A 26,515-nucleotide genomic window follows, 5' to 3' on the forward strand; every position below is an offset into this window, starting at 1 on the left:
CGCGGGCTTTCCTTCTCCGGGCAGAGGCGAACGAGCGCAACCGCCTTCGTTATGACAGGTGCTTTGCCGCGAGGTGCCGGAAGAAGGAGCCCGTGTCGAGCCGCTTGCCGGTTGCCTTTTCCATGATTTGCTCGGCAGAAAGACGCTGACCCACGCGATGAATATTGGTGCGCAGCCAGCCGAGCAGGCCGCCGAATTCACCACGGCGAATCTCGTCCGCCAAGGGATGCTCACGGGCATAGGCCTCGGCGAGCTGCGCCGCATACAGGCTGCCCAAGGTATAGGTCGGAAAATATCCGAACATGCCGAGCGACCAATGCACATCCTGGAGCACGCCTTCCCGATCCGATGCGGGCGTAGCCCCGATCAATGACGTGCTGCGCTCGTTCCAGGCCTGCGGAAGGTCGCCAACGCCGAGCGCGCCGGAGATCAGCGCAATCTCCAGCTCATACCGCAGCACGATATGCAGGTGATACGAGACCTCGTCGGCCGCCACCCGGATCGCCCCGGGCCGCACCAGGTTGACGCTCCGATAGAACGGCTCCGCGTCGAGCCCGTCCACAGCCTGCGGGAACAGCTTCTGCAAGCTCGGCAGCGCATACTCCCAGAAGGCACGGCTGCGCCCGACATGGTTCTCCCACAACCGCGCCTGGCATTCCTGCATGCCCATGCTCGGCGCCTCGGCCAGCAGCGTGTCGCGATCGACGGGATCGAAGCCCTGATCGTAGAGCCCGTGTCCGCCCTCATGCAGAGCCGCAAGCACCGCTTCCGAGATATCGCTCTCATCGACGCGGATCGTCAGGCGCACGTCGTCGTTACCGGCAAGGAGTGAAAACGGGTGTGTCGAGCGGTCGAGCCGGCCGCGCTCGAAGGCAAAGCCCATTGCCGTCAGAAATTGCCGGCTGAGCTCCCACTGGGCAGCCGTGGCGAATGTGCGTCCGTGCAGAGTTCCATCGGGAGGCGGATTGGCCCCGCGCACCAGCGGCACCAGTGCGTTGCGCACTTCGTCCAGCACAAGATCGAGACGCGAGCCGCTCATGCCTGGCTCGTGCTCGTCGAGCAAAGCGTCGTAGGCGTCGCCCCCGCCCGCAAGCGCCTGCGCCCGCTCGCGCACCAGCGCAACAAGCCGCTCGAAGGACGGGGCGAAGACCGCATAGAAATCCCGCACACGTGCCTCTTCCCAGGCGCCAAGCGCCAGCGATCTGGCATTGGCGAAGTGGCGCACGAGGTCTTCAGGCAGCGCGAGCGCTTGACGCCGCAAGCGCCGCAGCAAATAAAGCTCGCGCGTAAGCCGCTCGTTTCCTTCCGACTGCGCGGCGACCTCCTCGACGAGATCGCCGAGCCGGTCCGACACTAACAGCGCGTGGCGAATGCCTTCGAGGGTGGCAAGCTGCCCCCCGCGTTCCGCCCGTCCCGCCGGCGGCAGCATCGTTTCCTCGTCCCAACCGAGGAGCGCGATCGTCTGGTCGAGGTGGAGCAATTCCGAGATTTGCGCGCGCAGCGCCTGCTCGGCATCCTTGGAGCGGCTTGCCGGACGCTTCGGAATGCGCAGTTCGGCCGGCACCTCCGCCTCCAACACTGCCGCGAGACCGCCGCGTTGCGCGACGTTGACGACCTGCTTCTGAGACACGCGGCAGACGGTGCCGAGGCCATTCTCGGTGGCGGCGAAGCCCATCACCGCATAGAACGGCTCGCCGAAGACGCGCCCATTCGCACCAACAATGGGGAACTCGTGCACGGGAAGACGCGCCGCGGTCTGCACGACCCATGACTGCTCGGGGTCATCCGCGTTCAGAACCGCATCGTTCAAGGCCTTTTCCCACTCCCCCTGCCCGGTCGCGGCGCCAAGCATGACCCCGGTGCCGCCATAGGCGCGGTTGGGCTTCAGCACCAACAGCTCGCGGTTGCCGCGGGCATAGTCGAGCAGGTCGCCGTCCTTGTCATGCGGCAGGGTCGTGCGGCGATCAGCCAAGAGCCGCGTCCACAACACGTGGCGCCGGAACAGCCTGCGGTCGTCGGCGCCGAAATAGCGCTCGCCGAGCACGGGGTCGGTCAGAATTTCGAAGGCGCTCTTGTGGTCGAAGTCGCCCACGAGCGACGACACGACCCGGTTCTGCCGGAACAACAGCCGCATCGCATCGAGCGGCCGGCCGATCTCCTTTTCCAGTGCGATCAGCTCGCGCAGTTCATAATCGCGGTAGGCGACGTCGATCCGCACATCCTCGTAGAATACCTCCTCACCCGCCACGCGCAATTCGCGGGGATCGGCATGGGCGATGGTGAGACCGTGTTGCCGCGACAGGAACTCGCTCAATACAGATTGTTCGGCCGGTCCCTCATGGACGTATTTCGGTTCGACGAAGCAGAGCTGGCACGACTCCCGGCCGATGGCGCGCGCGTGATCGATCAGCACTTGGACGAACAGCTCGCGCTGGTCGCGCGGCAGCTCGACGACGAGGCCCGGATCGTGCGCGAGCAGGGTCGGCACGATGTCGCGCATGACCATCTGCTCGGCGACCGGAGCGTAATGGATGCCGCCGACGCCGGTGAGGTTGGGCTCCATGAAATGGAGCGATTCCTGCCAGCCGGCGCCGGTAAAATCACACACCGCATCGAGCCGGCCGTAGATCGAATTGACGCGCGAGTGATCCTTGGTCCAGGTCTCGCGAACCCACCGCTCCTCGTCCGGCGTGACGGCCACGATCCTCCTGATCGTCTCGTCTTGCAGATAGAGGTCCGGCAGGCGCTTCAGCGCCTCGATCAGCTGGAGGCAAACGTGGTGGACATAGCTCAGCTGCTCCTGCATGACGAGCAGCGGGCGGAGCATGAGGCGGACCGGCTCCTGCACCCCCTCATGCTCGTAGATCATCTCGTTGGCGATCGCGTCGGCGCGCAAACGCTCGGCGATCCGCGCGAAAGTGGCGTCGCTCACATGATTTGCCGCGCGCCTGATCCGGGCTTCGAGCGTGGCGCCGGAAAGCCCAAGCGCCTCGGCAGGACTGAGGATTGGCCGCATGTTGGAGGGGGCGTGCCTTGAACCAGGAATTTCCGCCGTATTTCTAGCCTACGCGCCATCCGGTTGCGAGCGCGGCCCGGCGGGTCCGGAGGCACACAATCCTGTCATTTTTTCGAGTTTAATCTGCTTGACAGTGATCGAAATGGCACGGCCTTCCTAGCACGCCAGAAGAAGTCAATGCAGTCGCCCCGCAAGCCCCTTCGCGAATTGCCGCCAGCAGATTTATCAACGGGTTCGCCCCCGGACCTTGCCACGTTACTGGAGCGCTTCGAAGAGCCGCTCCGCGATGGGAACAGACCGGCAGCGACCGCCGCGAGGGCCGCCGTTGCGGCTTTGGGCCAGCGCTTCGCCCCGCCGCAAGGGAAAAGGGCTGGCGCGGCGCGACTGCCAGCGCCGGTTCCAGCGGCTGCTCCTGTCGCCAAAAAGAGGTCCGGCCTGTCCAGAAATGCCCTGGTCGCGGCCGTCGCCGTCCTTGCCCTGATTCCCTTGGCGCTCCTCTTCGTTCAGCTTTGGCCAGACATGATGCGCCCGCGCGCCGGCCAGGAGATTGCGCCGGCCGGGCAAACGAGCGCCGGAGAGGCGCCGGCCACGACCGTCGTGGCGCGCAAGACGCAAGACCAAGTTACCTTGGAGGTCGCCGTCTCGGCGCCCGGCCGGATCGACGCCAATGGCGGCAACGCCATCGACTTTCCGATCATCATCGACGCGACGGCGGCGCTTCCCGCACGCAGTGTCGTCGCCATCACCGCCCTGCCCGAAGGCGCTTCGTTCTCGGCGGGCCGGCCCTATGGCGACAACGGGTGGAGTTTGAGCCCCTACGAGCTCGCCGACTTGCGATTACAACTGCCGGCACAGACCGCCTCGGCGAACTTGCGGCTCGAGCTCATTGCCGGGGATGGCACCGTTCTCGCGCACTCCGCGACGGCGCTGAGCATCGCCCCGCCCCAGGTCGCGACGGTCGACGATCCGCTGGTTGATCCCAAGACCTTCGCCACCGGCACCGCGCCTCAGCAGATCGCGCAGGCAGAGGCGATCGCGAGCGTTGCGCCCAAACAGATCGCACAGGCCGAGGCGGCGGTGCCTGTCGCCGAGGCGCCACCTCCCCCGCCGCAGCGCAACCCGTCATCGCCGGCCGAGACCGGCTCCGCGCCGACGGTCAACAAGGTCAAGGTCGTGAGCATCGCGCCGCCGCGCGAGACGAAGCCGCATGACGGCGCGATGGCCTTGGGCAGCCCGGCTGACGAGCCGCAAGGGACCGGCGAGTGGATGGTGACCAAGACCGCCGTCGACATGCACGCGAAGGCCGAGCAGTCGTCGGAGACGGTGAAGATCGCCCAAGGCGGCCTCAAGGTCCGTGTGACGGCGCGCGACAAAAGATGGATCCAGGTGACCGATCCCGCGACGTCCACGACCGGCTGGATCTACGATCGCTTCCTCACGCCGGCCGAACCGCCCGCGCAGTAGCCCCGTAGCTTCCTACCTGACGACGTAGATGATCCTCCTCCTCGTCGGTTCGACCAGAACCCGTTGGCCGTTGACGTAGGCAAAATCGTAACGCGAGGTTGGCACGTCATAGAGTGGGACCGCCGTTGGCAACACCGCGCCCACCATCACCTCGCCGTTGACGATCACCGGCGCCACCCTCTGCTGCGTCACATAGGTGATAGCGGCGGGGGCCGGAATGATCGGCTGTACCACCACGGTTTGCGGAACGGCGACCATGGCGCCGACCGGCGGCGTGGCGACCACGGGCGCGCCGGTATTGGCCGGCACGATCACCGGGATGCCGAGCTGGGCTCCGGCGACCTTGAGATTCTTGGGCGGGACGGTGGCCTTGGTGACGAGATAGGGAGCAGAGGCCCAGCCGGTCACGCCGCCCGGCAGGGCGACGGCGCACCAGGAATAGTCCGACAGGCAGCCGGTGATCTGGGCCGGGACGCTGGCCTGCACCTGCCCGACCACCTGATATTGAAAGCCGGGCCCGCTCCGCACATTGAGATGTCCGGTGGGCGAATAGGCGGTCACCGCCGACGCCGGGCTGGCGAGGAGCGCCGCGGCGAGAAGCGAAGCAAACCCAATCGTTACAGGCATGCGTCTCATTCTACTGCACTCCCCTTGGTGTTTCCGGCGGTACTTTTTGGCATTCTCGCGAAGCATATCACAACGGAATATTGTCGTGCTTCTTCCAGGGATTCTCGACGTGCTTGTTGCGCAGCATCTGGAGCGCGCGGGCGACGCGCATGCGCGTGCCGCGCGGCGCGATCACCTCGTCGATATAGCCCCGCTCGGCCGCCACGAACGGGTTGGCGAAGCGCGTCTGATACTGGTCGATGCGCTTCTTGATCTTCTCCGCATCGCCAAGCTCGGCGCGATAAAGGATCTCGACCGCGCCCTTGGCGCCCATCACCGCGATCTCGGCCGAAGGCCAGGCATAGTTGATGTCGCCCCTGATATGCTTTGAGCTCATGACGTCGTAGGCGCCGCCATAGGCCTTGCGCGTGATCACCGTCACCTTGGGCACCGTCGCCTCGGTGAAGGCGAACAAGAGCTTGGCGCCGTGCTTGATCAGCCCGCCATATTCTTGGTCGGTGCCCGGCAGGAAGCCCGGCACGTCGACGAAGGTGACGAGCGGAATGTTGAAGCAGTCGCAGAAGCGCACGAAGCGCGCGGCTTTGCGCGAGGCGTCGCTATCGAGCACGCCGGCGAGCACCATGGGCTGATTGGCGACGATGCCGATGGTGCGCCCCTCCAGCCGCGCGAAGCCAACGACGATGTTGCGGGCGTAGGTCTCCTGGATCTCGAAGAAGTCGCCCTCGTCCACGACTTTGTGGATCAGCTCCTTGATGTCGTAGGGCTTGTTGGGGTTGTCGGGGATCAAGGTATCGAGCGATGGCTCGAGCCGGTTCCACGGATCGCGGGTCGGCAGCTCCGGAACGCCGGAGAGATTGGAGGACGGCAGAAAGTCCATCAGCCGGCGCATCTGCAGCAGCGCCTCGACGTCGTTCTCATAGGCGCCGTCGGCGATCGACGACTTGGTAGTATGCACGATGGCGCCGCCGAGCTGCTCGGCGGTCACCTCCTCCTTGGTCACCGTCTTCACCACGTCGGGCCCGGTGACGAACATGTAGGAGGTGTCTTTGACCATGAAGATGAAGTCGGTCATGGCCGGCGAATAGACGTCGCCCCCGGCGCACGGGCCCATGATCACGCTGATCTGCGGGATGACGCCGGAGGCGAGCACGTTGCGCAGGAAAACTTCGCCATAGCCGCCGAGCGCCGCCACCCCCTCCTGGATGCGCGCGCCGCCCGCGTCGAACAGGCCGATGACCGGCGCCCGGCTCCTGAGCGCCATGTCCTGGATCTTGATCATCTTGTTGGCGTGCGCCTCCGACAAGGAGCCGCCGAACACGGTGAAGTCCTTGGCGAACACATAGACCACGCGGCCGTTGATGGTGCCCCACCCCGTGACCACGCCGTCGCCCGGCACCTTGGTCTGCTCCATGCCGAAATCGATGCAGCGGTGCTCGACATACATGTCGAACTCTTCGAACGAGCCGTCGTCGAGGAGGAGCTGAAGCCGCTCGCGCGCCGTGAGCTTGCCGCGCTTATGTTGCGCCTCGATGCGGGCCGGGCCCCCGCCGGCGCGGGCCTTGGCGCGCCGAACCTCAAGCTCTTCAAGGACTTCTTTCATGGCTGCTCCCCAGGCTTACCCGCCCCTGAAGGTGAATAGCATGGAGGTCTCGGCGCGCAAGCCCATTCCCTGGGCATTCGCATCAGCGACATCATGCCGGAGCCAGTAATCATGGCACGGTGATTTATTGTTTTGCCGGTGACCGCCCGGTAGTCTTTGAGTCTTGGCGAGGAACTGAATGGAAGAAGAAACGGGTGGCGCGCGGGCTGGCGCTGGCGAGGGCCAGGTCCGGGAGATTCAGCCGCCCCCTCCCCCGCAGGCGCCGGACCATTACCGCTTCACCACCGACGGCATTCCCCGCGAAGGCAAGTTCGAGACCTGGCGCGATTTGTGGAAAGTCTTCGGCGAGGCCAGAGTGTCGACGGACTCACCCGCTTCTTTCGATGGCAGGATCGAGCTGTGGTGCGCTGGGCCGCTCACGGCGGTTGATCTCAACGTCACGCAATCGCTTTATGAGCGAACCGCAAACTTCGCCCGCAACGGGTGCGATGATTTCAGCCTCACGCTTTGCTCTCGGGACACCATTGTCGAAACGGCAACGACCGGCCCGCTAGCATTACGGCCAGGCGGTGCGTTCTTTCTCTCGCACGATCACCGCTATACCATTGCACCCCCAGGCGATTGCCCGACTCGTGTTTTGCGCATCGATCGCGGAGCGCTTCTTGCGTTGATGCCACGCGACTTTCGAATTCCCATGCGGGTCTTTACACCCGGCAATCGCATCCTACGGCTTGTCGAGAACATGGTGCCGCTGCTCACCAGCAAGACCGAACCCACCGGCGCCGAGAAGCGCGCCACTATTGGTCAACATGTCGTCGATCTCGTTGCGCTGATGCTGAACCCATCGCGCGATGGACGCGAGCAGATCGAGCGGCGTGGGCTTAAAGCTGCGCGCATCGGCGCCGTCCTGCGGACGATCGACAGCGAGTACGGACGCCCGCAGCTGTCAGCCGAGTTGGTGGGACACTCGCTCGGCATCTCGGCGCGCCAGGTGCACAGGCTGTTGGAGGAGACCACCAAGACGTTCTACGAGCACCTTTTGGAGCGCCGGCTGTTGCGCGCCCATGACCTGCTCACCACCGCCTCGACGCCCCACGGCAAGATCGTCGATATTGCGGCTGACGCTGGCTTCACCGACGTGACCCACTTCAATCACACGTTTCGCGCTCGTTTCGGCGACACGCCGACTGGCGTGCGCCGCAATGCGGCAGCAACGGCCACGCTCAACCACTTGTGGCGGAGTCTCGCCGGCGGTCGCCCATGAGGCGGAAGAACGAGAACGGTGCGCTGTCTTCCACGGAAGGACAGCCTGATACGACCTCCTCCGCCGCGGTCGCATCCGCCAATTATTGCCGCTTCACCACCAAAGACATTCCCCCCGAGGGCCGGTTCGAAACCTGGCGCGACCTGTGGATGCGCCGGCTGTTCGAGGTCGAAGTGTCGACCGACAGGCCCGACAACTTCGAGGGCAACATGGAGCTGTGGAGCAGCGGCCCGCTCTCCATCGCCCAGGGCGAGGCATCGAGAGCGCTCTACGAGCGGACGGCGCGCTTTGCCCGCAATGGCAGCAACGACTTTACCTTTGCTTTCAGCGCGGGCGTTGACGGTCACGTCAGTTCATCCAAGACCGGCGCGGCTCGCGTGCAACGCAACGGCGCGTTTTTTCTGGCCAACGACCGGAGCTACCGGGTCGCCCCGGCGAACGACTACTTCCCGTTTTGCCTTCTGCACATCAATCGAGATGCGCTTCTCGAGCTCATGCCGCGGGATTTCGAGCTCGCCCTGCGAACTTTCGCTCCTGGGGGCAACGTGCTCGACCTGATCAGGGGCACTCTGCCCTTGATCACCAGCAAGACCGAGCCGATGACACAGGACCGGCGCGAGACGGTCGGGCAACAGGTCATCGATCTGATTGCGCTGCTGCTCGAGCCGTCGCGCGACGGCCGCGCGCGGATCGAGGCGCGCGGACTGAAGGCCGCGCGCATGGGCGCCGTGCTCCAGGCCGTCGATGGACACTTCGCCAACCCGACCCTATCGGCCGATCGTGTCGGACGCGCTCTTGGCATTTCGGCGCGACAAGTGCACCGCCTGCTCGAAGAGACCACCAAGACCTTCTACGAACATCTCACCGAGCGCCGGCTGTTGCACGCGCGCGGCCTGCTCGCCGACCCCAGCCGCAACGGCATCAAGATCGCCGAGATCGCCTTCCAAGCGGGGTTCGCCGACGTCAGCCATTTCAATCACGCCTTCCGCCGCAGATTCGGCGACACACCGACCGGCGTGCGCAATGGCGCCGCGACCGAGCTGGCCTTGCGCCATCTTCGGCAGAGCATGGACGGGGAGGCAAAGCGCGACACGCCGTGAAACTCGCCCTGTCCCAAGCCTTGCAGCTCTACAGCGTAGCCTTGCGCCGCGCTGAAGCTTCCCATTTTCGCGCTCCGCCAGGATAACCTATTGATTTCGCGAGAACTTGGCTTGGCTGTCAGCGACGTGGACTAACGCCAACCCCCGCCTATATCTCTCTAAACGAAGCGGCGCGGGCCCTCTGCACCCCCCGCCCTTTCCTAAACACCCGCACGAAGCGGCGCCCCGGGCATGGCCCCGGCGCGCGACGGTTTTCTGCGGCCCAAAGCATGGAGACGAACCTGTGGCCACCTTTACGCGCAGCGATGTAACCTTCTTCAGCCTCTGGGCCGATACGCTGGTTCCCAATTGGCAACTCGCACAGCTCGGCGCTATCCCCAACGACGGCGGGCAGCATTTTTATTCCAACAACGGGGACGGCACCGTCACCGCCTTCTACTCCGATCCGGGGGATCTCGAATTCAACGGCGAGCCGAGCGGCGGAACCGTCACCATAATCCAGCGCGCGAAGTGGGACGGCGTCACCCTCACCCCTCTAGAGACGATCGAGAATTTCTCGCACGATTACGTCACCCTTTATCAGCAGGCGCTGGCCGGCACCTTGTTCGAGTTTCTGCTGAGCGGCGACGACACCGTTAACGGCGGCACCACAGGCGATTCGCTGTTCGGCTATGACGGCGCCGACACCATCAACGGTGGCGACGGCAACGACACGATCGATGGCGGCGCCGGCGACGACAATATCAACGATTCCTTGGGCTTTACGACGACGATCGACGGCGGCGCCGGGGACGACTTCATCAAGATCGGCCCAACCTTTACTTCGGGTGGCACCATCGACGGCGGGGCAGATACCGACACGCTGGAGACAACCGCCGCCGGCACAAACCTCAGCTTCCTGCAAATCTCCAATGTCGAAACCCTGCGCGTCGGGTTCAACGGCGGCATCGCCTTTGCCTCTCAGTTCCAAGCCTTCGACACGATCGAGCATACGAATGGGACGACTTTTCAGATCGCCCTCACTCTGGTCGAATCAGGCGCTCCCACCACCCTCGACCTGACGCAAAAAGTCTCCAATCCCGTGTTTGTTCTCGGCACGCCCGACGGCGAGACAATCACAGGAGGACAGTCAGGCGACACTCTTTTCGGTGAGGATGGCGATGACACGCTCGACGGCGGCGCTGGCCTGGATTTTGTCGATGGCGGCGGCGGCGATGACACCATCATCAGCAAGGCCGGCGAAGGCGGCAATGGTGAGCAGCTCGACGGCGGCGAGGACTTCGACGACCTGATTCTGGATCGCAGCAATGAGACTGTCGCGTTCAACTTCAGCTTCGCCGATGCGATCACCAATGTCTTCTTTGACCTGGGCGACGGCACCGAAATCAGGAATTTCGAGCGCTTCAACTTCAAGTCCGGCTTAGGCGACGACACCATCACCGGCTGGGACTTCCAAGACGTGCTCAACGGCGGCGCCGGCAACGACACGCTAAACGGTGGCGATGGAGACGATATCCTGCGCGGCGGCCCGGGCGCCGATAACCTGAACGGCGGCGCCGACGACGACACCTATCAAATTGCCGGCACCGAAGGCTTTGGCGACACCATCGCCGATACGGGCGGGATGGATAGTCTGGAGCTTGTCGGCAACGCGATGCTCGCCACGTTCAACAGCCCAAACCTGTCTATCGAGCAATTGATCGGCAACGGCAAGGTCCTGAGCGGCACGTCGAGCGGCAACATCTTCGATTTCAGCGGCATGACCGCTAGCGGCGTCGCCGGTTTCGACGGCCGCGCTGGCAACGACACAATCAAGGGCTCGCTGTCGGACGACATGCTGCTCGGGTACACCGGCAACGACAAGCTTTCGGGCGGCGCGGGCAAGGACACCCTTCACGGCGGCAAGGGCAAGGACAGCCTCACCGGCGGCGCGGACGGTGATCTGTTCGACTTCAATTCCATCAAGGAGAGCGTGAAGGGCTCGAAGCGCGACACCATCACCGACTTCAAGCGCGGCCAGGGCGACAAGATCGACCTCGAGGACATCGACGCCAAGACGGGCGTGTCCGGCAACAACAAGTTTAAATGGATCGGCAAGCAGGACTTCCACGAGAAGAAGGGCGAGCTCCGCTTCGAGGACAAGGGCTCGAAAGTGATCGTCCAAGGCGACGTCAACGGCGACGGCAACGCCGACTTCGAGATCCTGGTCAAGGTCGGCGCGCTCTCATCGGGCGACTTCGTGCTTTAGGCTAGGCTCATGCCCCGTTGCCGGACGGCCCGAAAGGCGGCATGCTCGCCGCCTCGGCCAGGCAACGGGGCGAGCCATGAAATGGGTTGGAATTCTTCTCGCTTGCGCGCTCGTCGCGGCCATAGGGCTTGGAGTGTTCTATCACCGGGTCGGGCAGGAGCTTGAAGACATTCGCGCTCGCCTCGTCACCGAGGCGCAGCTCGAGCACCCGGACGAGCCGGAGACCGCCTCCGGCATCAAGCTGGCCCCCATTCACTGCGTCCGCGTCTACGATCTCCGCGCCGACCCCATCGCCCGCAGGCTGCGGGGCGACGAGATCAGGGCCCTCTGGGCGCGCTGCGAGAAGATCGCCGACATGGCCGCTGGCCTCGACAAACTTGGTAAAGCGCCTCCCCAATAGGCGCTCGCCCAAGTGAATTCGTTTCGGCCTCAATTATGGCTGGTGTAATCTCCGGCAGTTCGGAGACCAAGCCGGATGGACAGCGCGGGTGGCTCAAGCGCCACTGAGGCAAACAGTGGCAAGTCCTTGAGCACGGCGGGCCGTACCGGTTGCGCCGAGCCACCTCCCTTTCACTTCGCATTCTCGACGCACGACGTTCCGCAAGAAGACAAGTTCGAGATCTGGCGCGATCTATGGATGAGCCAGCTCGGAGTCGACGCCGACATCTTGTCGGCGCCACCAGATTTCCATGCCATGGTCGACATGTGGCAAGCTGGGCCGCTGTCCCTTGCGCGCGTCAATAGCTGGAACACCATTTATCGGCGAACCGGCACCCTCGCCCGCAATGGAAGCGACGATTTCAGCTTCACGCTCTGCCAGCGGAACATGGTCGTCGGCCTGAACCAATCGGAATACCTTGGCGTGGAGGCGGGTGCTGGATTCTTTCTCTCCCTGGACCGGCAGTTCACGGTTCAGCCTTCGGCCGGGTGCCACAGCAGCCTCTTGCGCATGGATCGCAATGCGTTGCTCGAATTGATGCCGCGCGACTTCCAGGCCGGCCTGCAGGCGATCGCGCCAGGCAACAAACTGCTCAATCTGATCTCCGACTTGCTCGGGCTGGTTACCAGTAAGACCGAACCCGTCACGCAACAGAAACGCGAAACCCATGGACGCCACATCATCGACCTCGTGGCGCTGCTGCTCAATCCATCGCGCGACGGCCGCGCACTGATCGAAGGCCGCGGGCTGAAGGCGGCACGGCAAGGCGCGGTGCTGCAAGCGATCGACCAGCACTTCGCCAGGCCTGGCTTGTCGGCCGAAGCCATCGGGCGCTCGCTCGGCATGTCGGGGCGCCAGGTTCACCGCATGCTCGAGGACACCACCAAGACCTTCTACGAGCATCTGCTGGAGCGCAGGCTTCTGCACGCGCATGAGCTGTTGTCGAACTCGGAAACTACGCATCTCAAGGTCGTGGAGGTCGCCTATCGCGCGGGCTTCAAGACCGCCGCCCATTTCAATCACGCCTTCCGCATCCGCTTCGGCGAGACCCCCACCGCCGTGCGCGGCCAAGCCGGCACCGAGCACACGCTGCGCATCTTGCGCGGGAGCCTCGTGGGCGAAGGTTAGGCGCGCGGGATCCCGAGGTATCGCTACGCGCCTTTTATCAACTCATTGTTCTATATAGTATTTTCCTTGCCTGACAGCGACGGGCACTTGGCGGAGGGGCACCCCACATAGCCTCTCGAACGGACCGGCGAGGGCCAGGATAGAGGCCGGAGCCGATTCCAGGACAACCGGAGATGAAACATCGGGCCGAGCCATGCCTCGGCACGTAACGGTCAGACTCGGCCTAGGGCGATGCCCGTTGGTCGAACAATCGGAGGAAACGATGGCCGACGTTACGCTATCACTCGTCTTCAATAGCGACGTGTTCTGGGCCCCGCGCTCGGGCGCTTCAATCGTCGCCACGGACTCCACCTACGAGTTCCAGAACGTTGCCGGCAACTATGTCGTCGTGAGCGGATCGGGCCTCGACTATGACGGCGACGATCCGCTGGCAGGGACCTACGATTCAATCCTTGTCTATACGGACGCCGCCCACACGACGCTCGTTGCCAAGTACGAAACGGCCACGCCGTTCGACTTCGCGACTTATTTCTCGGGCGGCGCGGCCACGGCACTCGCCGGCCAGGATACGCTGACCGGTTCGGCCGGCTCCGACGTTCTCAGGGGTCATGCCGGCGACGACACGATCATTGGCGGCGACGGCGCCGATACCATCGATGGTGGGGACGGAGCTGACATTCTAGACGGAGGGGACGGCGGCGATACTTATGAGTTCGGTCCCGGCGACATCGACGCCGGCGAGGTGATCGATGACACCGGCGCGAGCGGTACCGACACCATCGTGCTGCGCGGTTTTGTTGGTGGAGTCGCCAACTTCGCGCAAGCCAGCGTCGCCGGCATCGAGGCCATCGCTTTCATGTCGGAGGCCGGCCTTGGAGGCAGCGGCATCGCCCACTTCGACGCGTCTCAACTTCCCTCGAACCTCGCCATAACCGGCGTCGACACGATCCAACAGACAATCAGCGTTGCAACCGGCACAAATTTCTCGGCCAGCGGCTGGACCTTCACCGACTGGAACGACGACTTCGATACGATCTCGATCAACGGCACCAGCGGCGATGACACAATCGTCGGGTCAAATCAGGCTGACCTTATCAGCGGTAGGGGCGGCGCCGACACACTCGATGGTGGCAATGGTGGCGACACATATATCGTCGACGGTCTTGAGACGATCAACGACACAGGCGTGGATGGCATCGACGTTCTCGCGGTTGCCTTCTCCTTCGACTTCCGCTCGATGGTCTTCAGCGGTATAGATGGACTTAACGTCTCCAACGCCAGCACCGTGACTTTCAATGCTGGTCAGCTTCCTGGAAACTTTGCTGTATCAGGGGGCCACGGAACCAATCAGACGCTCGCCATCGAGAATGCGGCCAACTTCTCGGCCGCCGCCTGGACCTTCACCAACTGGGAAGGCGGAACGGGCACCGACGCTTTGCAGGTGCTTGGCGGTTCCGCCCTCACCCTCAGCGGCTTGCACTCGATCGATGAATGGGAGGGCAACAATCAGGGCGTGCTCGGCAACGCCAATGCCAATGTCCTCGACTTCTCAGCCCTGACCTCGAAAATTGGCCTGCCCTTCGTCGATGGCCGCGGCGGCAACGACGTCATCACGGGCTCGCAATTCGCCGATGTACTGCGCGGCGGCTCCGGTCGCGACAAACTCTATGGCGGAGCTGATGCCGACCACTTCGACTTCAATTTCATTGGGGAGACGAAGGTCGGCGGAAACCGCGACATCATCCACGACTTCTCGCGCAATGGCGGGGACGTGATCGACCTCAAAGACATCGACGCCAAGAAGGGCGTCAGCGGCAACAATAAGTTCAACTTTATCGGCAAGCAGGACTTCCACGAGAAGAAGGGCGAGCTGCACTACGTGAAGAAGGCCGGCTACGTGATGGTCGAAGGTGACGTCAACGGCGACGGCAAGGCCGACTTTCAGATCAAGGTAAATGGCGTTTCGGCGCTCGATGCCGGCGACTTCACGCTCTAGCTCTCCCTCCCCCTTCAGGGGGAGGGATTTGTTCCGCGCTCTAGCAACTGCAGCGCCTTACACGCAGCGTCGAAGTCCCGGCGGCGGGCGGCGCGGCGCGCGGCGGCCTCCGCATCCTCGCCCCATTGGCTGATCTGCCAGTCCTCGTCGACGTGGGCGACCTGCCACGCCTCGTCCGGCGTGAGGCGGCCGAGCGCCACGGCGAGCGCCAGCACGGCCGAGCCGGTGAGCGACGTCATCACATGCAGCGCGGCGAGGCCGAACGCATCGAGGCCCTCCACCCGCTTCCTGATCTCGGCAAGCGAGGTTTCGGGCTGTGTCACATGGACAACTCCTTCAGCAAGCACGAGCGGCGCCTTCAGCGCGTCCTTGGCCCAAGCGATCACCTTGTCCCAATGCTTTGCCTGTTCGGCCACGAGTCCCTCGGGACCGCTCGCCCGGTAGCAGAGAAGGTCGGCGCGCGCATGCGCCATGATGTCGTCAACAACCGCCTGCTCCCTGCCCCTCACTCCGTCGATCGCCGAGTTGGCGAGCCTGGTGAGCGGCATGGTGCGTGGATCGATGCGTTCGCCTTGCGCGCGCCACTCCTCGGCGATGGCCTCGGCCAGCGCTCTCGTCGGCACCGCGAGCGGCGCCTTGCCGGGCGTGCGCACGGGCTTGCCGTCGAGGAGGAGCGCGGCCCCTGCGCCCTCATCCTTGGCCGTGACGTCCTTGTAGAAGCGCTTCGGCAGGCTAGCGCCCTTCCCCGGCCCTGCCGTGTCAACCGTCGCGGCCGCCTCCGGGTTCTTGGCCTTGCTCTCGTCGCTCACTTAGCCCCGCTTCCCTTTGCCTGAGCGTTTCGACCTGCCCGGCCGCGCCGCTTCCCGCGGCGATCGGCTTCCGCCCCCGGCGCGGTATTCCTCGGCCAGGCGCTCATAATCTTGCCGTAGCGCTTCCAAATCCTTGTCGTCGAGCTCCTCGAGATCGAGGAGCACGTTGCGTGCGCTGCGCGACACGCGGATCAGCTCGTCGAGTTTGATCTGCATGGCCACAGTGTCGCGGTTCTGCGTGTTCTGGATGACGAACACCATGAGGAACGTAATGATCGTGGTCCCGGTGTTGATGACGAGTTGCCAGGTATCGCTATAGCCGAAGACGGGACCCATCGCCGCCCAGACGAGGACGATAGACAGCGCGGCGACGAACGCTAAAGGCCGCCCCGTGAGGCGCGACGCCTCTTGGGCGAAACGCCCGAACCAACTTCCCTGGTTGATCATGTCATGCCTCCACGCACAAAGTCATTGCTCGGCGCCGGCCGGCTCGGCAAAGCCGAACAGCGCAAAACTCTGCCGCATATGATCCGGAAGCGGCGCCGTCACGTCGACCACGCCCTCCCCGCCCGGGTGTGGAAAGCTGATCCGCCGCGCATGCAGATGAAGCCTGTTCGAAACGCCTACCGGCAAGGCTGCGTTCCCCCGATACTTTTCGTCGCCGAGGATCGGGTGGCCGAGGATCGCCATGTGGGCGCGGAGCTGGTGCTGCCGCCCGGTGACAGGCTTCAGCGACACGAAGGCGGCCTGCTGCCCTGCCCGGTCCACCATGGCATAGTGGGTGACGGCCGACTGCGCGATGTCCTGCTCGCCGGCGCGCGCCTTGCGCACACGGTCCCCTTCCGGGCCCGCCGCCTTTACCAGCGCCGCCTCGATCTTGCCTTGCGGGGGCTTCGGCACGCCGTGGACCAGGGCCCAATAGATCTTGCGCACCGAGCGCGTCTGGAACGCGCGGCCGAGCTTCGCCGCGATGCTGCGGCGCTTGGCGATGACGAGCACGCCGGAGGTGTCGCGGTCCAGCCGGTGCACGAGGCGCGGCCGTGTCTCCGGCCCGCCGCCAAGGCCTTCGAGCAGCCGGTCGATATGGTGCGCGGTCTTGGTGCCGCCTTGCACGGCGATGCCGGACGGCTTGTTGAGCACCAGGAGGTCGTCGTCCTCGTAGAGGGTCATGGCGGCAAGGAACGCGCGGTCGGCCTTGCTGAGCGCGTGTTTCGGGCCCGGCGGCGGCGGCACGTCGGGCAGCGGCGGCACGCGGATGCTCTGGCCCGCCTCGAGCCGCTTGCTCGCTTTGGCCCTGCCGCCGTCGACCCTGACCTGGCCGGTCCGCAAGAGCTTTTCGAGCCGGCTATGGGGCAGCGCGGCGTAATGGGCTTTGAACCAGCGGTCGAGCCGCATGCCGTCCTCGGCCTCGCTCACCTGCTTGGTCTCGACGGAAGATCTGTGCGTCATTGCACCACAGAAGGCTCAACAAATGGGAACGATATCCGCCAATCGGGCTTGAACGGCGGCGAGACTCAAGTAGCATAAGCACAGAAAATGCGAAGGGGATGGAGTCCCCCTGAACCGCCCTTGGCTAATGACTCCTACCGCACTCGACTGCGCGCGGTGGGAGCTTCGGTCCGCAAGCCCGCCGCCAGGCGGGTTTTGTTTTGTACCGCCGCCAGCCCTTGCGGACTTGCGAAGGAGCGCCTCATGTCCCATTCGGACCTCGGCATTTTCCGGCTGTCGCTTTATCGACTCGCACTAAACAACACGATGGACGGTGCCTGATGCCCCTTGCCAATTCGCTTGCCATTTATCTATGGATCGCGGTCGGCAGCGCGCTCGGCGGCGTGGCCCGCTATTGGTGCTCCGGCGTCGCCGCGCGACTATTCGGCGAGACCTTCCCTTGGGGCACGGTCTTCGTCAACGTCACCGGCTCCTTCCTCATCGGCTTCTTCGCCACCCTGACCGGGCCTGACGGCCGCATGTTCGCCGGCTCCACCATGCGCCAGTTCGTCATGTTCGGCCTGTTGGGCGGTTTCACCACATTTTCGTCGTTCAGCCTCCAGACCCTCAATCTGGTACAAGACGGTGAGCTGTTGCAGGCCGGGGGCAATATCGTCGCCTCGGTGCTGCTCTGCCTTCTCGCCGTTTGGCTCGGGCATGTCCTCGCCCTCTCCATCAACGCCATGAAGTGGATCTGACCATGCCGCTCTCCCGCGATGCCGTTCTGCTGCGCATCTTCATCGGCGAGGACGACAAGGCCGGCCACCAGCCGCTCTATGAGGCGATCGTGCTGAAGGCGCGCGAGATGGGGCTGGCCGGCGCCACCGTGCTGCGCGGGCCCATGGGCTTCGGCCACTCCAGCGTGCTGCACACCACCAAGATCCTGCGGCTGTCGCAGGATCTGCCGCTCGTCATCGAGATCGTCGACACCGAGGACAAGGTCCGCGCCTTCGTCGACGCGATTGAGAGCATGATGGGAAGCGGCCTGGTCACCTTGGAAAAGGTGCAGGTGGTCCGCTATGGCAACGGCAAGACTGGCGAAACGGGCTAGCGCGCCTTCTTCGCCCGCAGCTCGGCCCAGCGGTCGAGCCGCGCCTTGATCTCGGCCTCGAAGCCACGCTCCGTCGGCGCGTAGAAATGCTGCCGCGCCATGCCGTCCGGAAAATAGTTCTGGCCTGAGAACGCCTCCGCCTCGTTGTGGTCGTAGGCGTAGTCGCGGCCGTAGCCTTCCTGCTTCATCAGTCTGGTCGGCGCGTTGAGGATGTGCTTGGGCGGCAGCAGCGACCCGCTATCCTCCGCCGCGCGCGTTGCCGCGCCGAACGCCTTGTAGGCGGCGTTCGATTTCGGCGCGGTGGCGAGGTAGACCGTGGCTTGCGCCAGCGCCAGTTCCCCTTCCGGCGAGCCGAGAAAGTCGTAGACCTCCTTCGCGGCGTTCGCTTGGAGGAGCGCATTGGGGTCTGCGAGGCCGATATCCTCAACCGCCATGCGCACCAGCCGCCGCGCGATGTAGAGCGGGTCTTCACCGCCCGCCAGCATGCGCGCCAGCCAATAGAGCGCGGCGTCGGGGTCTGATCCCCGTACCGATTTGTGCAGAGCGCTGATGAGGTTGTAGTGGCCGTCCTGGGACTTGTCGTAGATCGGCGCGCGGCGCTGCACCAGCGCCACCAACGCTTCGCGGTCGAGCGGTGTCTTGATGCCGGCGGCCTCGGTGAGAAACACGTCCTCAGCGAGGTTGATGACGCCGCGCCCGTCGCCGTCGGCCATGCTGATCAGCGCCACCCGGGCGTCGTCCGTCAGCGGCAGCTTGCGTCCTTCGTGCACTTCCGCGCGCTCGATCAACGCCTCGAGTGCCGCATCGTCCAGCCGCTTGAAGGTGAGCACGCTCGCCCGCGACAGCAGCGCCGAATTGAGCTCAAAGGACGGATTCTCCGTCGTGGCGCCCACCAGAATGATGGTGCCGTCCTCCATATGCGGCAGGAAAGCGTCCTGCTGCGAGCGGTTGAAGCGATGGATTTCATCGACGAAGAGCAGCGTGCCACGCCCCTCCTCCCGTCTTGCACGCGCCGCGTCGAATACCTTGCGCAAATCGGCGACGCCGGAGTGGATCGCCGAGATCTGCTCGAAGTGGTGATCGGTGACCTCGGCGAGAAGCCGCGCCACGGTGGTCTTGCCGGTCCCCGGCGGGCCCCAGAAGATCACCGAGCCGAGCCGTCTCGCCCGCACCATGCGGCCGAGCATGCCATCGCCCAGGAGGTGGTCCTGGCCGATCACCTCGTCGAGAGACTTGGGCCGCAGGCGGTCGGCGAGCGGGCGCGGCGCACTATCGGAGAGCCCGGCAGCCTCGAACAACGTGGCCGCGCCCTTTTTCATGGCATCAGCCCTGAATTGCCAGGTTGAACACTTTTTCCCCGCGCTCGATGGCAATGCGCCAGGCGTCGCCGCTTACCTCAAGCATGACAGCGAGTTGCTTGACTGCGGTGATCTTCTCGTCGTTGAGGCCGGCAATGACGTCGCCGCGCCGCAAGCCCAACCTGCCGGCGTTCGACTGCCGGTCGACGTCGAGGACCACGACGCCTTGCTTGCCGTCGTCCTCCAGGCCGAGCTCCAGCGCCACGGCGGGTGACAGATTGGCGACCTTGGCGCCGGAGAACGGGTGGCGTCCCGATAGGTCGCGCGTATCGCGCGGCGGGTCCTCGATCGGCGCGAGCAGCGACACGGTCGCCGTCAAGGTCTTGCCCTTGCGGAACACGTCGAGCTCCACGGTGCCGCCCACGCCCTTGGTGACGAAGCGGTACTGAAACGCCTCCGGATCCTGCACCGCCTTGTCGTCGACACTCACGATGACGTCGCCGACTTTGAGCCCCGCCCGGAACGCCGGTCCCTTCTCATGCAGGCTCTTGACCAGCGCGCCCGATGGCCGCTCGAGCCCGATCGACTCGGCGATGTCGGTAGTCAGCGGCTGCAACGACGCGCCGAACCACGGGCGCTGCACCGTGCCGCCTGTGAGCGCCGACTGAACCACGAGCCGCACCATGTTGGAAGGAATCGCAAATCCAATGCCGTGCGAGCCGCCGCTTCGCGAGAAGATCGCCGTGTTGATGCCGACCAGCCGCCCGTCCATGTCGACGAGCGCACCGCCGGAATTGCCCGGATTGATGGCGGCATCGGTCTGGATGAAGAACTGATAGTCGCTGATGCCGACTTTGGTACGTGCCAGCGCCGAGACGATGCCGCTCGTCACCGTCTGCCCCACGCCGAAGGGATCGCCGATGGCGAGCACGAGATCGCCCACCTCGAGATCGTCGGAATCGGCAAATGCGATAGAAGGAAACGTGGCGCCGGCGCCGTCGAGCCGGAGCACGGCGAGATCGGTCTGCTCATCCTTGAGGATGAGCCTGGCCGGAAATTCGCGCCCGTCGTTGAGCGCTATCGTGATCTCCGAGTCGCCGCTGCTCCTGATGACATGATAGTTCGTGACCACCACGCCCTCGGCGCTGATCAGCACGCCGGAGCCTAGCGAGTTCTGAATGCGTTCCTGCGGCACGCCGAACTGCTCGCCGAAGAACCGGCGGAAGAACGGGTCGTCGAAGAACGGCGACACCATCTGCTTGACCCGGTGGCGCACATAGACGTTGACCACCGCCGGTGCCGCCTGCTGCACCACCGGCGCGAAGGACTGCTTGATCGCGGCTTGGGACTTGGGGACGACCTTCTCCTGCGCCGGCGCCGTGGCGAGGGACAGAACGAGCAGCGCGGCGGCGAGCAGCCAGGCCAGGCCGATCTTCCCGGGGAGATGCTTCAAAAGCTTCATCATTTGCCCTGTCAGGAGGGGCCGGAAGGACCCCACGTCATACCAAGAGTCCGGGCCGGTTTCCCAAAGAAAACTGGCCTTCTTGCGGCGGATTCCCAAGGGAACTTGTTTTGCCGCTCTAGTGCTTTCAACTAAGATGCCGCACCCGACGGCAACTATTCGTAACGGTGAAACGTGGGAGAGAAGCGCATGCGTGTTTTGAAGCTGAGCCTGACTGCTCTGGCGGCGACCTTCGCTTTTAGCACCGCGGCCGAGGCCATCGAAGTCAAGAAGAGACGAGAAGCGCCCGGCACGCCCGCCGAGGTCTGGGCCGTGGTTGGCGAATTTTGCGCCATCAAGAATTGGCATCCTGCTGTCGCCGAGTGCGAGCAGTTCGAGGAAGGCGGCGACACCTACCGTATGCTGACCCTCGGGGATGGCGGCAAGATCAAGGAGAAGCTCACCGACAAGGGCGATACGGGCTACAGCTACGAGATCGTCGAGAGCCCGCTGCCGGTGAAGAACTACAAGGCGAGCTCGAGGTCGGCGAGGACGACGAGCCGGACCGGGTCGAGATCGAGTGGGAAGCCGAGTTCGACGCCAACGGCGTTCCTGACGACGAGGCCAAGAAAATCATCACCGGCATCTTCAACGACGGCGTAAGCGGTATCAAGAAGGCCGTCATCGAGGCTTACGACAAGCGTGAGGCGGCCGCCGGCAATCCCGTGTCGAAGGGCAGAGACCGCGACGACGACGATTAGCAGTAGCCAACGTTGGAAAACACGAAAGGCGCGCCCTGGCGGCGCGCCTTTTCATTTGCCTATTCCTTGTCATCGCCCGGCTAACCAGGCGACAATCGAGGGGTTAGGCCGCGGCGGCCTCGGCTTCGTCGCCCCGCTCCTGCGTCGGGCCGGAGTCGAGACCCTTGGCATCTTCGTCGCGATCGACCAGCTCGATCACGGCCATCGGAGCGGAGTCGCCGTAGCGGAAGCCCGCTTTCAGCACCCGCGTATAGCCGCCGGGACGCTCCGCATAGCGCGGCCCCAGCGTCTCGAACAGCTTGGCCACCATCGCCTCATCGCGGATACGGGCGAACGCCAGGCGCCGCGCATGCAGGTCTCCCTTCTTGGCAAGCGTGATGAGCCGGTCGGTGACCCGGCGCAGCTCCTTCGCCTTGGGCAAGGTCGTGGCGATCTGCTCGTGCTTGATCAGCGCCGTGGCAAGGCTCGCCAGGAGGGCGCTGCGATGGGACGGCGTCCGGTTGAGCTTCCGGCCTGCTTTGCGGTGACGCATGGTCTCCCTCCGGTCGACAGGGGACAGAGATCAGTGATCAGTTGTCAGAATTGCCGATCTGATCACTGATTTCTGATTACTGATCCCTGCTAATAATGATCCTCGAAGCGCTTCGCCAGCTCTTCAATATTCTCCGGCGGCCAATCCGGCACTTCCATGCCGAGATGGAGGCCCATGGAGGCGAGCACCTCCTTGATCTCGTTCAGCGACTTGCGGCCGAAATTCGGTGTCCGCAGCATCTCGGCTTCCGTCTTCTGAATGAGGTCGCCGATATAGACGATGTTGTCGTTCTTCAGGCAGTTGGCCGAGCGCACCGACAGTTCGAGCTCGTCCACCTTCTTGAGCAGAGCGGCGTTGAACACGAGTTCCGGCTGCCGCTCGTAGGTGGTCTCCTTCTTCGGCTCCTCAAAATTGACGAACACTGACAGCTGATCCTGGACGATGCGGGCGGCGAGCGCGACCGTGTCCTCCGGCCGCACCGAGCCGTCCGTCTCGATCTCCATGGTGAGCTTGTCATAATCGAGGATCTGGCCCTCGCGGGTGTTCTCCACGCCATAGGACACCTTGCGCACCGGGCTGTAGAGCGAGTCCACGGGAATATAGCCGATCGGCGCATCGTCCGGACGATTGCGCTCGGCCGGCACATAGCCCTTGCCCGTCGAGGTGGTGAATTCCATGTGGATCGAGGCGCCCTCGTCGAGAGTGCAGATCACATGCCCGGGGTTCAGGATCTCGATGTCGGCCCCGGTCTGGATGTCGCCGGCGGTGGCGACGCCCGGGCCTTCCTTCTGAAGCACCATGCGCTTGATGCCTTCGGCATGCTGGCGCAGCGCGATCTCCTTGATGTTGAGCACGATGTCGGTCACGTCCTCGCGCACACCGGGGATCGACGAGAACTCGTGCAACACGCCGTCGATATGCACCGAGGTGATGGCGGCGCCCTGTAGCGAGGAAAGCAGCACGCGGCGAAGCGCATTGCCGAGCGTCAGCCCGAAGCCGCGCTCGAGCGGCTCGGCGACGACCATGGCGAAGCGCGCCGGATCGCGGCCTGAAGCGACGTTGAGCTTGGTGGGCTTGATCAGATCTTGCCAGTTCTTCTGCAGCACCGGGTTAGCCCTTTCCTGATCATTGAGCGGGGCTGCCTGCCCCAGCTTCCGAATGTCTTCGTGCAACAAGAGTAGCCTTGCCTTTCTTTAGACGCGCCGGCGCTTGCGTGGCCGGCAGCCGTTATGAGGGATCGGCGTCACATCGCGGATCGAGATGATGTTGAAGCCCGCGGCTTGCAGCGCGCGCAGCGCCGACTCCCTGCCCGAGCCAGGTCCCCGTACCTCGATTTCGAGGTTCTTCATTCCGTGCTCCATCGCCTTCTTGCCGGCGTCCTCCGCCGCGACCTGCGCCGCGTAGGGCGTCGACTTGCGCGAACCCTTGAAGCCCATGGTGCCCGCCGACGACCACGAGATGGCGTTGCCTTGCGCGTCGGTGATGGTGATCATCGTGTTGTTGAAGCTCGCATGCACGTGGGCGACGCCCGAAGTGATGTTCTTCTTCTCGCGGCGACGAACCCGCGTCTTGTCCTTGGCCATGCTCTATTTCCCGCTATTCGAACTGGCGGCGGCGACAGCTTCTCGAGCCCTGGCCGCGCGTTGCGTTATCTACTTCTTCTTGCCGGCGATTGGCTTCGCCGGACCTTTACGCGTGCGCGCGTTGGTATGCGTGCGCTGACCATGGACCGGAAGCCCGCGGCGATGACGTAATCCGCGATAGCAGCCGAGGTCCATCAACCTCTTGATGTTCATCGCGACATCGCGCCTGAGATCGCCCTCCACGACATAGTCGCGGTCGATCACTTCGCGGATCTGGATGACCTCCGATTCTGTCAGTTGGCTCACCCGCCGCTCCGGCGGGATGGCGACCTTGGTGCAGATTTCCTTGGCGAAGGTATCGCCGATACCGTGGATATAGGTCAGCGCGACCTCGACCCGCTTATTGGTCGGGATATTAACGCCTGCAATTCGGGCCACGTCGTCGCCTCCTCGCGCTCACGTGCTAACGTGCTGAAATTTAAGCCGAAATTCCCAAGTGGAACACAACGAGACCGACCGCGGACAGGCTCTACCCCCGGGACCGGTCAGTCCATCAAGCAATGTGACGCCGTTATGTAGCGATTCCGCTTGACAAGGTCAACCGGCCCAATTTCCGGGCGATTTGCGTCAAGCGGAAGCCCCGGCCAGCGCCTCGTCTATCTCCTTTTGTACCGTTTCTATATCGGCCATGCCGTCGACCGCACTGACTTTACGCTGCCCCTGATAATAGCCGATCAGGGGCGTGGTTTGAGCGTGATAGGCCTTGAGCCGGGCCCGCACCACCTCCTCATTGTCGTCGGGCCGGCGCGTGAACTTCGTGCCGCCGCAGCGGTCGCACACGCCGGGCACCTTCGGCTGCTTGAAGAGATCGTGATAGCCCTCCCCGCAGGTAGCGCAGGTGGAGCGGCCGGTAATGCGCTCGACGAGCGCATCGTCATCGACCTCGAGGACGATCACCCGGTCGACCTGCTTGCCGCGCTCTTGCATCAGCCTGTCGAGCGCCTCGGCCTGGCCGATGGTGCGGGGAAAGCCGTCGAGAATGAAGCCCTTGCCATCCTCGTCCGCGTCCATGCGCTCGGCTATCAGGCCGGTCACGACCTCGTCGGGGACGAGCTCGCCCCGCTTCATGATGTCGCCCGCCTTGCGCCCGAGCTCGCTGCCGGCGGCGACCGCCGCCCGCAGCATGTCCCCGGTGGAAAGTTGCACGAGCGCATGGCGTTCCTCGAGCCGCTTCGCCTGGGTTCCCTTGCCGGCGCCCGGCGGGCCGAGCAGCACCAGGTTCATCGCCGCCGCGCCCCTCTGAGCTTGGCTCTCTTGATCAGGCCCTCATATTGGTGCGCAAGCAGATGGCTCTGGATCTGCGCCACCGTATCCATGGTAACGCTGACCACGATGAGGAGCGAGGTGCCGCCGAAATAGAACGGCACGCCCCAATAGGAAATCAAGAGTTCGGGCAGCACGCAGACGGCGGCAAGGTAGAGCGCGCCGACCGCGGTGATGCGGGTGAGCACATAGTCGATATATTCCGCCGTGCGCTCGCCCGGCCTGATGCCCGGCAGAAAGCCGCCATACTTCTTCAGGTTCTCGGCCGTGTCCTTCGGATTGAACACCACCGCCGTGTAGAAGAAGGCGAAGAAGACGATCAGCGCTACATAGATGAAGATGTGCAAAGGCTGACCGCGCCCGAGCATGGCGGTAATCGTCTGGAGCCATTCGGGTCCCTGCCCGGCGGAGAAATTCGCCACGGTGATCGGCAGGAGCAGCAGCGACGAGGCGAAGATCGGCGGGATGACACCGGCGGTGTTCAGCTTGAGCGGCAGATGCGAGGCATCGCCCTGGAACATGCGGTTGCCCACTTGTCGCTTGGGGTATTGCACCAGAAGCCGCCGCTGCGCCCGCTCCATGAACACGATGAACGCGATCACGGCGACCGCCATGACGATGAGGGCGATGATCAGCGCCGTCGACAGCGCCCCTTGGCGGCCGAGCTCCAGCGTGCCGACCAGCGCCGAGGGCAGCTCGGCGATGATGCCGGCGAAGATGATGAGTGAGATGCCGTTGCCGACGCCGCGCGCCGTGATCTGCTCGCCGAGCCACATGAGGAACACGGTGCCCCCGACCAGGGTGATGACGGTGGTAATACGGAAGAACCAGCCCGGCTCGGTGACGATGTTGCCCGCGCCTTCAAGCCCGACGGCGATGCCGTAGCCTTGCAGTGCCGCCAGCAGCACCGTGCCGTAGCGCGTGTATTGGTTGATCTGCCGACGCCCCTGCTCGCCTTCCTTCTTGAGCTGCTCGAGATGAGGGGAGACGGTGGTCAGCAGCTGGATGATGATCGACGCCGAGATGTACGGCATGATGTTGAGCGCGAAGATCGCCATGCGCCCGACCGCTCCGCCCGAGAACATGTTGAACATGCCGAGGATGCCGGACTGCTGCTGCCGGAACACATCGGCGAGCGCCTCCGGATTGATGCCCGGAATCGGGATATAGGTGCCGAGCCGATAGATGATGAGCGCGCCGAGCGTGAACCAGATGCGCTTCTTGAGCTCGTCGGCCTTGGCGAAGGCCGCGAAGTTGAGATTGGCAACGAGCTGTTCGGCGGCGGAAACCATCGGCGCTCTTCCCTTCTCCGAGACGGTGTGGCGGCCTCAGCTTGGGCCGCCTTGC

General features: G+C 64.3%; 24 protein-coding genes and 1 riboswitch. Of the genes, 10 read left to right on the forward strand and 14 right to left on the reverse strand.

From position 1 onward, the window contains the following. Nucleotides 1-49: 49 nt before the first annotated feature. Entirely contained in the window at nucleotides 50-3,016 is a 2,967-nt protein-coding gene (locus ACRECX_RS01670; RefSeq protein ID WP_431557078.1) for a carboxypeptidase M32, read from the reverse strand. A 519-nt stretch (nucleotides 3,017-3,535) separates the two neighbouring features. Between ACRECX_RS01670 and ACRECX_RS01675 the strand changes: the two genes are divergently transcribed. Further along, nucleotides 3,536-4,480, forward strand: coding sequence for a hypothetical protein (locus ACRECX_RS01675; protein WP_431557079.1), 945 nt, complete (start codon nucleotides 3,536-3,538; stop codon nucleotides 4,478-4,480). A gap of 12 nt (nucleotides 4,481-4,492) precedes the next feature. Here the strand turns inward: ACRECX_RS01675 and ACRECX_RS01680 are convergent, their stop codons facing one another. Further along, a complete protein-coding gene (locus ACRECX_RS01680) occupies nucleotides 4,493-5,107 on the reverse strand; it encodes a DUF1236 domain-containing protein (RefSeq protein ID WP_431557080.1) in 615 nt (204 codons plus the stop codon). A 67-nt stretch (nucleotides 5,108-5,174) separates the two neighbouring features. Then, complete coding sequence (locus ACRECX_RS01685; protein WP_431557081.1) at nucleotides 5,175-6,707, reverse strand: acyl-CoA carboxylase subunit beta; 1,533 nt, start codon at nucleotides 6,705-6,707, stop codon at nucleotides 5,175-5,177. A gap of 178 nt (nucleotides 6,708-6,885) precedes the next feature. On the opposite strand from ACRECX_RS01685, the gene ACRECX_RS01690 reads away from it, so the two are divergent. The 6 genes from ACRECX_RS01690 to ACRECX_RS01715 all read left to right on the forward strand — a co-directional run bounded on the left by ACRECX_RS01690 (nucleotide 6,886) and on the right by ACRECX_RS01715 (nucleotide 14,882). Next, entirely contained in the window at nucleotides 6,886-7,971 is a 1,086-nt protein-coding gene (locus ACRECX_RS01690) for an AraC family transcriptional regulator (RefSeq protein WP_431557082.1), read from the forward strand. Then, nucleotides 7,968-9,071, forward strand: coding sequence for a helix-turn-helix transcriptional regulator (locus tag ACRECX_RS01695; RefSeq protein WP_431557083.1), 1,104 nt, complete (start codon nucleotides 7,968-7,970; stop codon nucleotides 9,069-9,071). Before ACRECX_RS01690 ends, ACRECX_RS01695 begins: the two co-directional genes overlap by 4 nt. A gap of 283 nt (nucleotides 9,072-9,354) precedes the next feature. Beyond that, nucleotides 9,355-11,319, forward strand: a complete 1,965-nt coding sequence (locus tag ACRECX_RS01700; RefSeq protein WP_431557084.1) for a calcium-binding protein — start codon at nucleotides 9,355-9,357, stop codon at nucleotides 11,317-11,319. 76 nt (nucleotides 11,320-11,395) lie between these two features. Further along, nucleotides 11,396-11,719: a hypothetical protein gene (locus tag ACRECX_RS01705; RefSeq protein WP_431557085.1), complete on the forward strand. Its 324-nt coding sequence runs from the start codon at nucleotides 11,396-11,398 to the stop codon at nucleotides 11,717-11,719. 75 nt (nucleotides 11,720-11,794) lie between these two features. Further along, nucleotides 11,795-12,886 (forward strand): helix-turn-helix domain-containing protein, encoded by a 1,092-nt coding sequence (locus tag ACRECX_RS01710; RefSeq protein ID WP_431557086.1) that lies wholly within the window; start codon nucleotides 11,795-11,797, stop codon nucleotides 12,884-12,886. 262 nt (nucleotides 12,887-13,148) lie between these two features. Beyond that, entirely contained in the window at nucleotides 13,149-14,882 is a 1,734-nt protein-coding gene (locus ACRECX_RS01715; RefSeq protein WP_431557087.1) for a type I secretion C-terminal target domain-containing protein, read from the forward strand. A gap of 14 nt (nucleotides 14,883-14,896) precedes the next feature. Here the strand turns inward: ACRECX_RS01715 and ACRECX_RS01720 are convergent, their stop codons facing one another. The 3 genes from ACRECX_RS01720 to ACRECX_RS01730 are packed head-to-tail and all read right to left on the reverse strand — an operon-like array spanning nucleotide 14,897 to nucleotide 17,140. Further along, a complete protein-coding gene (locus ACRECX_RS01720; RefSeq protein WP_431557088.1) occupies nucleotides 14,897-15,691 on the reverse strand; it encodes an ATP12 family chaperone protein in 795 nt (264 codons plus the stop codon). After that, complete coding sequence (locus ACRECX_RS01725; protein WP_431557089.1) at nucleotides 15,692-16,138, reverse strand: low affinity iron permease family protein; 447 nt, start codon at nucleotides 16,136-16,138, stop codon at nucleotides 15,692-15,694. It lies immediately after the preceding gene. A gap of 21 nt (nucleotides 16,139-16,159) precedes the next feature. Next, nucleotides 16,160-17,140, reverse strand: a complete 981-nt coding sequence (locus ACRECX_RS01730) for an RluA family pseudouridine synthase (protein WP_431557090.1) — start codon at nucleotides 17,138-17,140, stop codon at nucleotides 16,160-16,162. Nucleotides 17,141-17,225: 85 nt separating this feature from the next. Next, nucleotides 17,226-17,284, forward strand: a riboswitch (Fluoride riboswitch). Nucleotides 17,285-17,460: 176 nt separating this feature from the next. Here ACRECX_RS01730 and crcB point away from each other — a divergent pair. Both crcB and ACRECX_RS01740 read left to right on the forward strand, forming a co-directional pair. Next, nucleotides 17,461-17,877, forward strand: a complete 417-nt coding sequence (crcB, locus tag ACRECX_RS01735; protein ID WP_431557091.1) for a fluoride efflux transporter CrcB — start codon at nucleotides 17,461-17,463, stop codon at nucleotides 17,875-17,877. A 2-nt stretch (nucleotides 17,878-17,879) separates the two neighbouring features. Further along, nucleotides 17,880-18,230, forward strand: a complete 351-nt coding sequence (locus tag ACRECX_RS01740) for a DUF190 domain-containing protein (protein ID WP_431557092.1) — start codon at nucleotides 17,880-17,882, stop codon at nucleotides 18,228-18,230. Here the strand turns inward: ACRECX_RS01740 and ACRECX_RS01745 are convergent. Both ACRECX_RS01745 and ACRECX_RS01750 read right to left on the reverse strand, forming a co-directional pair. Beyond that, nucleotides 18,227-19,549 carry a replication-associated recombination protein A gene (locus tag ACRECX_RS01745; protein WP_431557093.1) on the reverse strand — a complete coding sequence of 441 codons (1,323 nt, stop codon included), beginning with the start codon at nucleotides 19,547-19,549 and terminating at the stop codon, nucleotides 18,227-18,229. The two genes, ACRECX_RS01740 and ACRECX_RS01745, sit on opposite strands and share 4 nt — an antisense overlap. 4 nt (nucleotides 19,550-19,553) lie before the next feature. Beyond that, nucleotides 19,554-20,993, reverse strand: a complete 1,440-nt coding sequence (locus ACRECX_RS01750; protein ID WP_431557094.1) for a Do family serine endopeptidase — start codon at nucleotides 20,991-20,993, stop codon at nucleotides 19,554-19,556. A gap of 186 nt (nucleotides 20,994-21,179) precedes the next feature. Between ACRECX_RS01750 and ACRECX_RS01755 the strand changes: the two genes are divergently transcribed. Continuing rightward, complete coding sequence (locus ACRECX_RS01755; protein ID WP_431557095.1) at nucleotides 21,180-21,632, forward strand: SRPBCC family protein; 453 nt, start codon at nucleotides 21,180-21,182, stop codon at nucleotides 21,630-21,632. Between the two features lie 201 nt (nucleotides 21,633-21,833). Here ACRECX_RS01755 and rplQ read toward each other — a convergent pair whose 3' ends face one another. From rplQ to secY, 6 genes are all read right to left on the reverse strand, one after another. Continuing rightward, nucleotides 21,834-22,262 carry a 50S ribosomal protein L17 gene (gene rplQ, locus ACRECX_RS01760; RefSeq protein ID WP_431557096.1) on the reverse strand — a complete coding sequence of 143 codons (429 nt, stop codon included), beginning with the start codon at nucleotides 22,260-22,262 and terminating at the stop codon, nucleotides 21,834-21,836. A gap of 89 nt (nucleotides 22,263-22,351) precedes the next feature. Continuing rightward, a complete protein-coding gene (locus tag ACRECX_RS01765) occupies nucleotides 22,352-23,368 on the reverse strand; it encodes a DNA-directed RNA polymerase subunit alpha (protein WP_431557097.1) in 1,017 nt (338 codons plus the stop codon). 87 nt (nucleotides 23,369-23,455) lie between these two features. Beyond that, a complete protein-coding gene (gene rpsK / locus ACRECX_RS01770; protein WP_431557098.1) occupies nucleotides 23,456-23,845 on the reverse strand; it encodes a 30S ribosomal protein S11 in 390 nt (129 codons plus the stop codon). Nucleotides 23,846-23,914: 69 nt separating this feature from the next. Next, nucleotides 23,915-24,283, reverse strand: a complete 369-nt coding sequence (gene rpsM, locus ACRECX_RS01775) for a 30S ribosomal protein S13 (protein ID WP_431557099.1) — start codon at nucleotides 24,281-24,283, stop codon at nucleotides 23,915-23,917. 189 nt (nucleotides 24,284-24,472) lie between these two features. Further along, nucleotides 24,473-25,129, reverse strand: a complete 657-nt coding sequence (locus ACRECX_RS01780; RefSeq protein ID WP_431557100.1) for an adenylate kinase — start codon at nucleotides 25,127-25,129, stop codon at nucleotides 24,473-24,475. Continuing rightward, nucleotides 25,126-26,460: a preprotein translocase subunit SecY gene (gene secY, locus ACRECX_RS01785; protein ID WP_431557101.1), complete on the reverse strand. Its 1,335-nt coding sequence runs from the start codon at nucleotides 26,458-26,460 to the stop codon at nucleotides 25,126-25,128. The genes ACRECX_RS01780 and secY overlap by 4 nt, the downstream gene beginning before the upstream one ends. Nucleotides 26,461-26,515 lie beyond the last annotated feature (55 nt).

The sequence above is a fragment of the Methyloceanibacter sp. genome (assembly GCF_050726195.1).
Lineage (GTDB): Bacteria > Pseudomonadota > Alphaproteobacteria > Rhizobiales > Methyloligellaceae > Methyloceanibacter.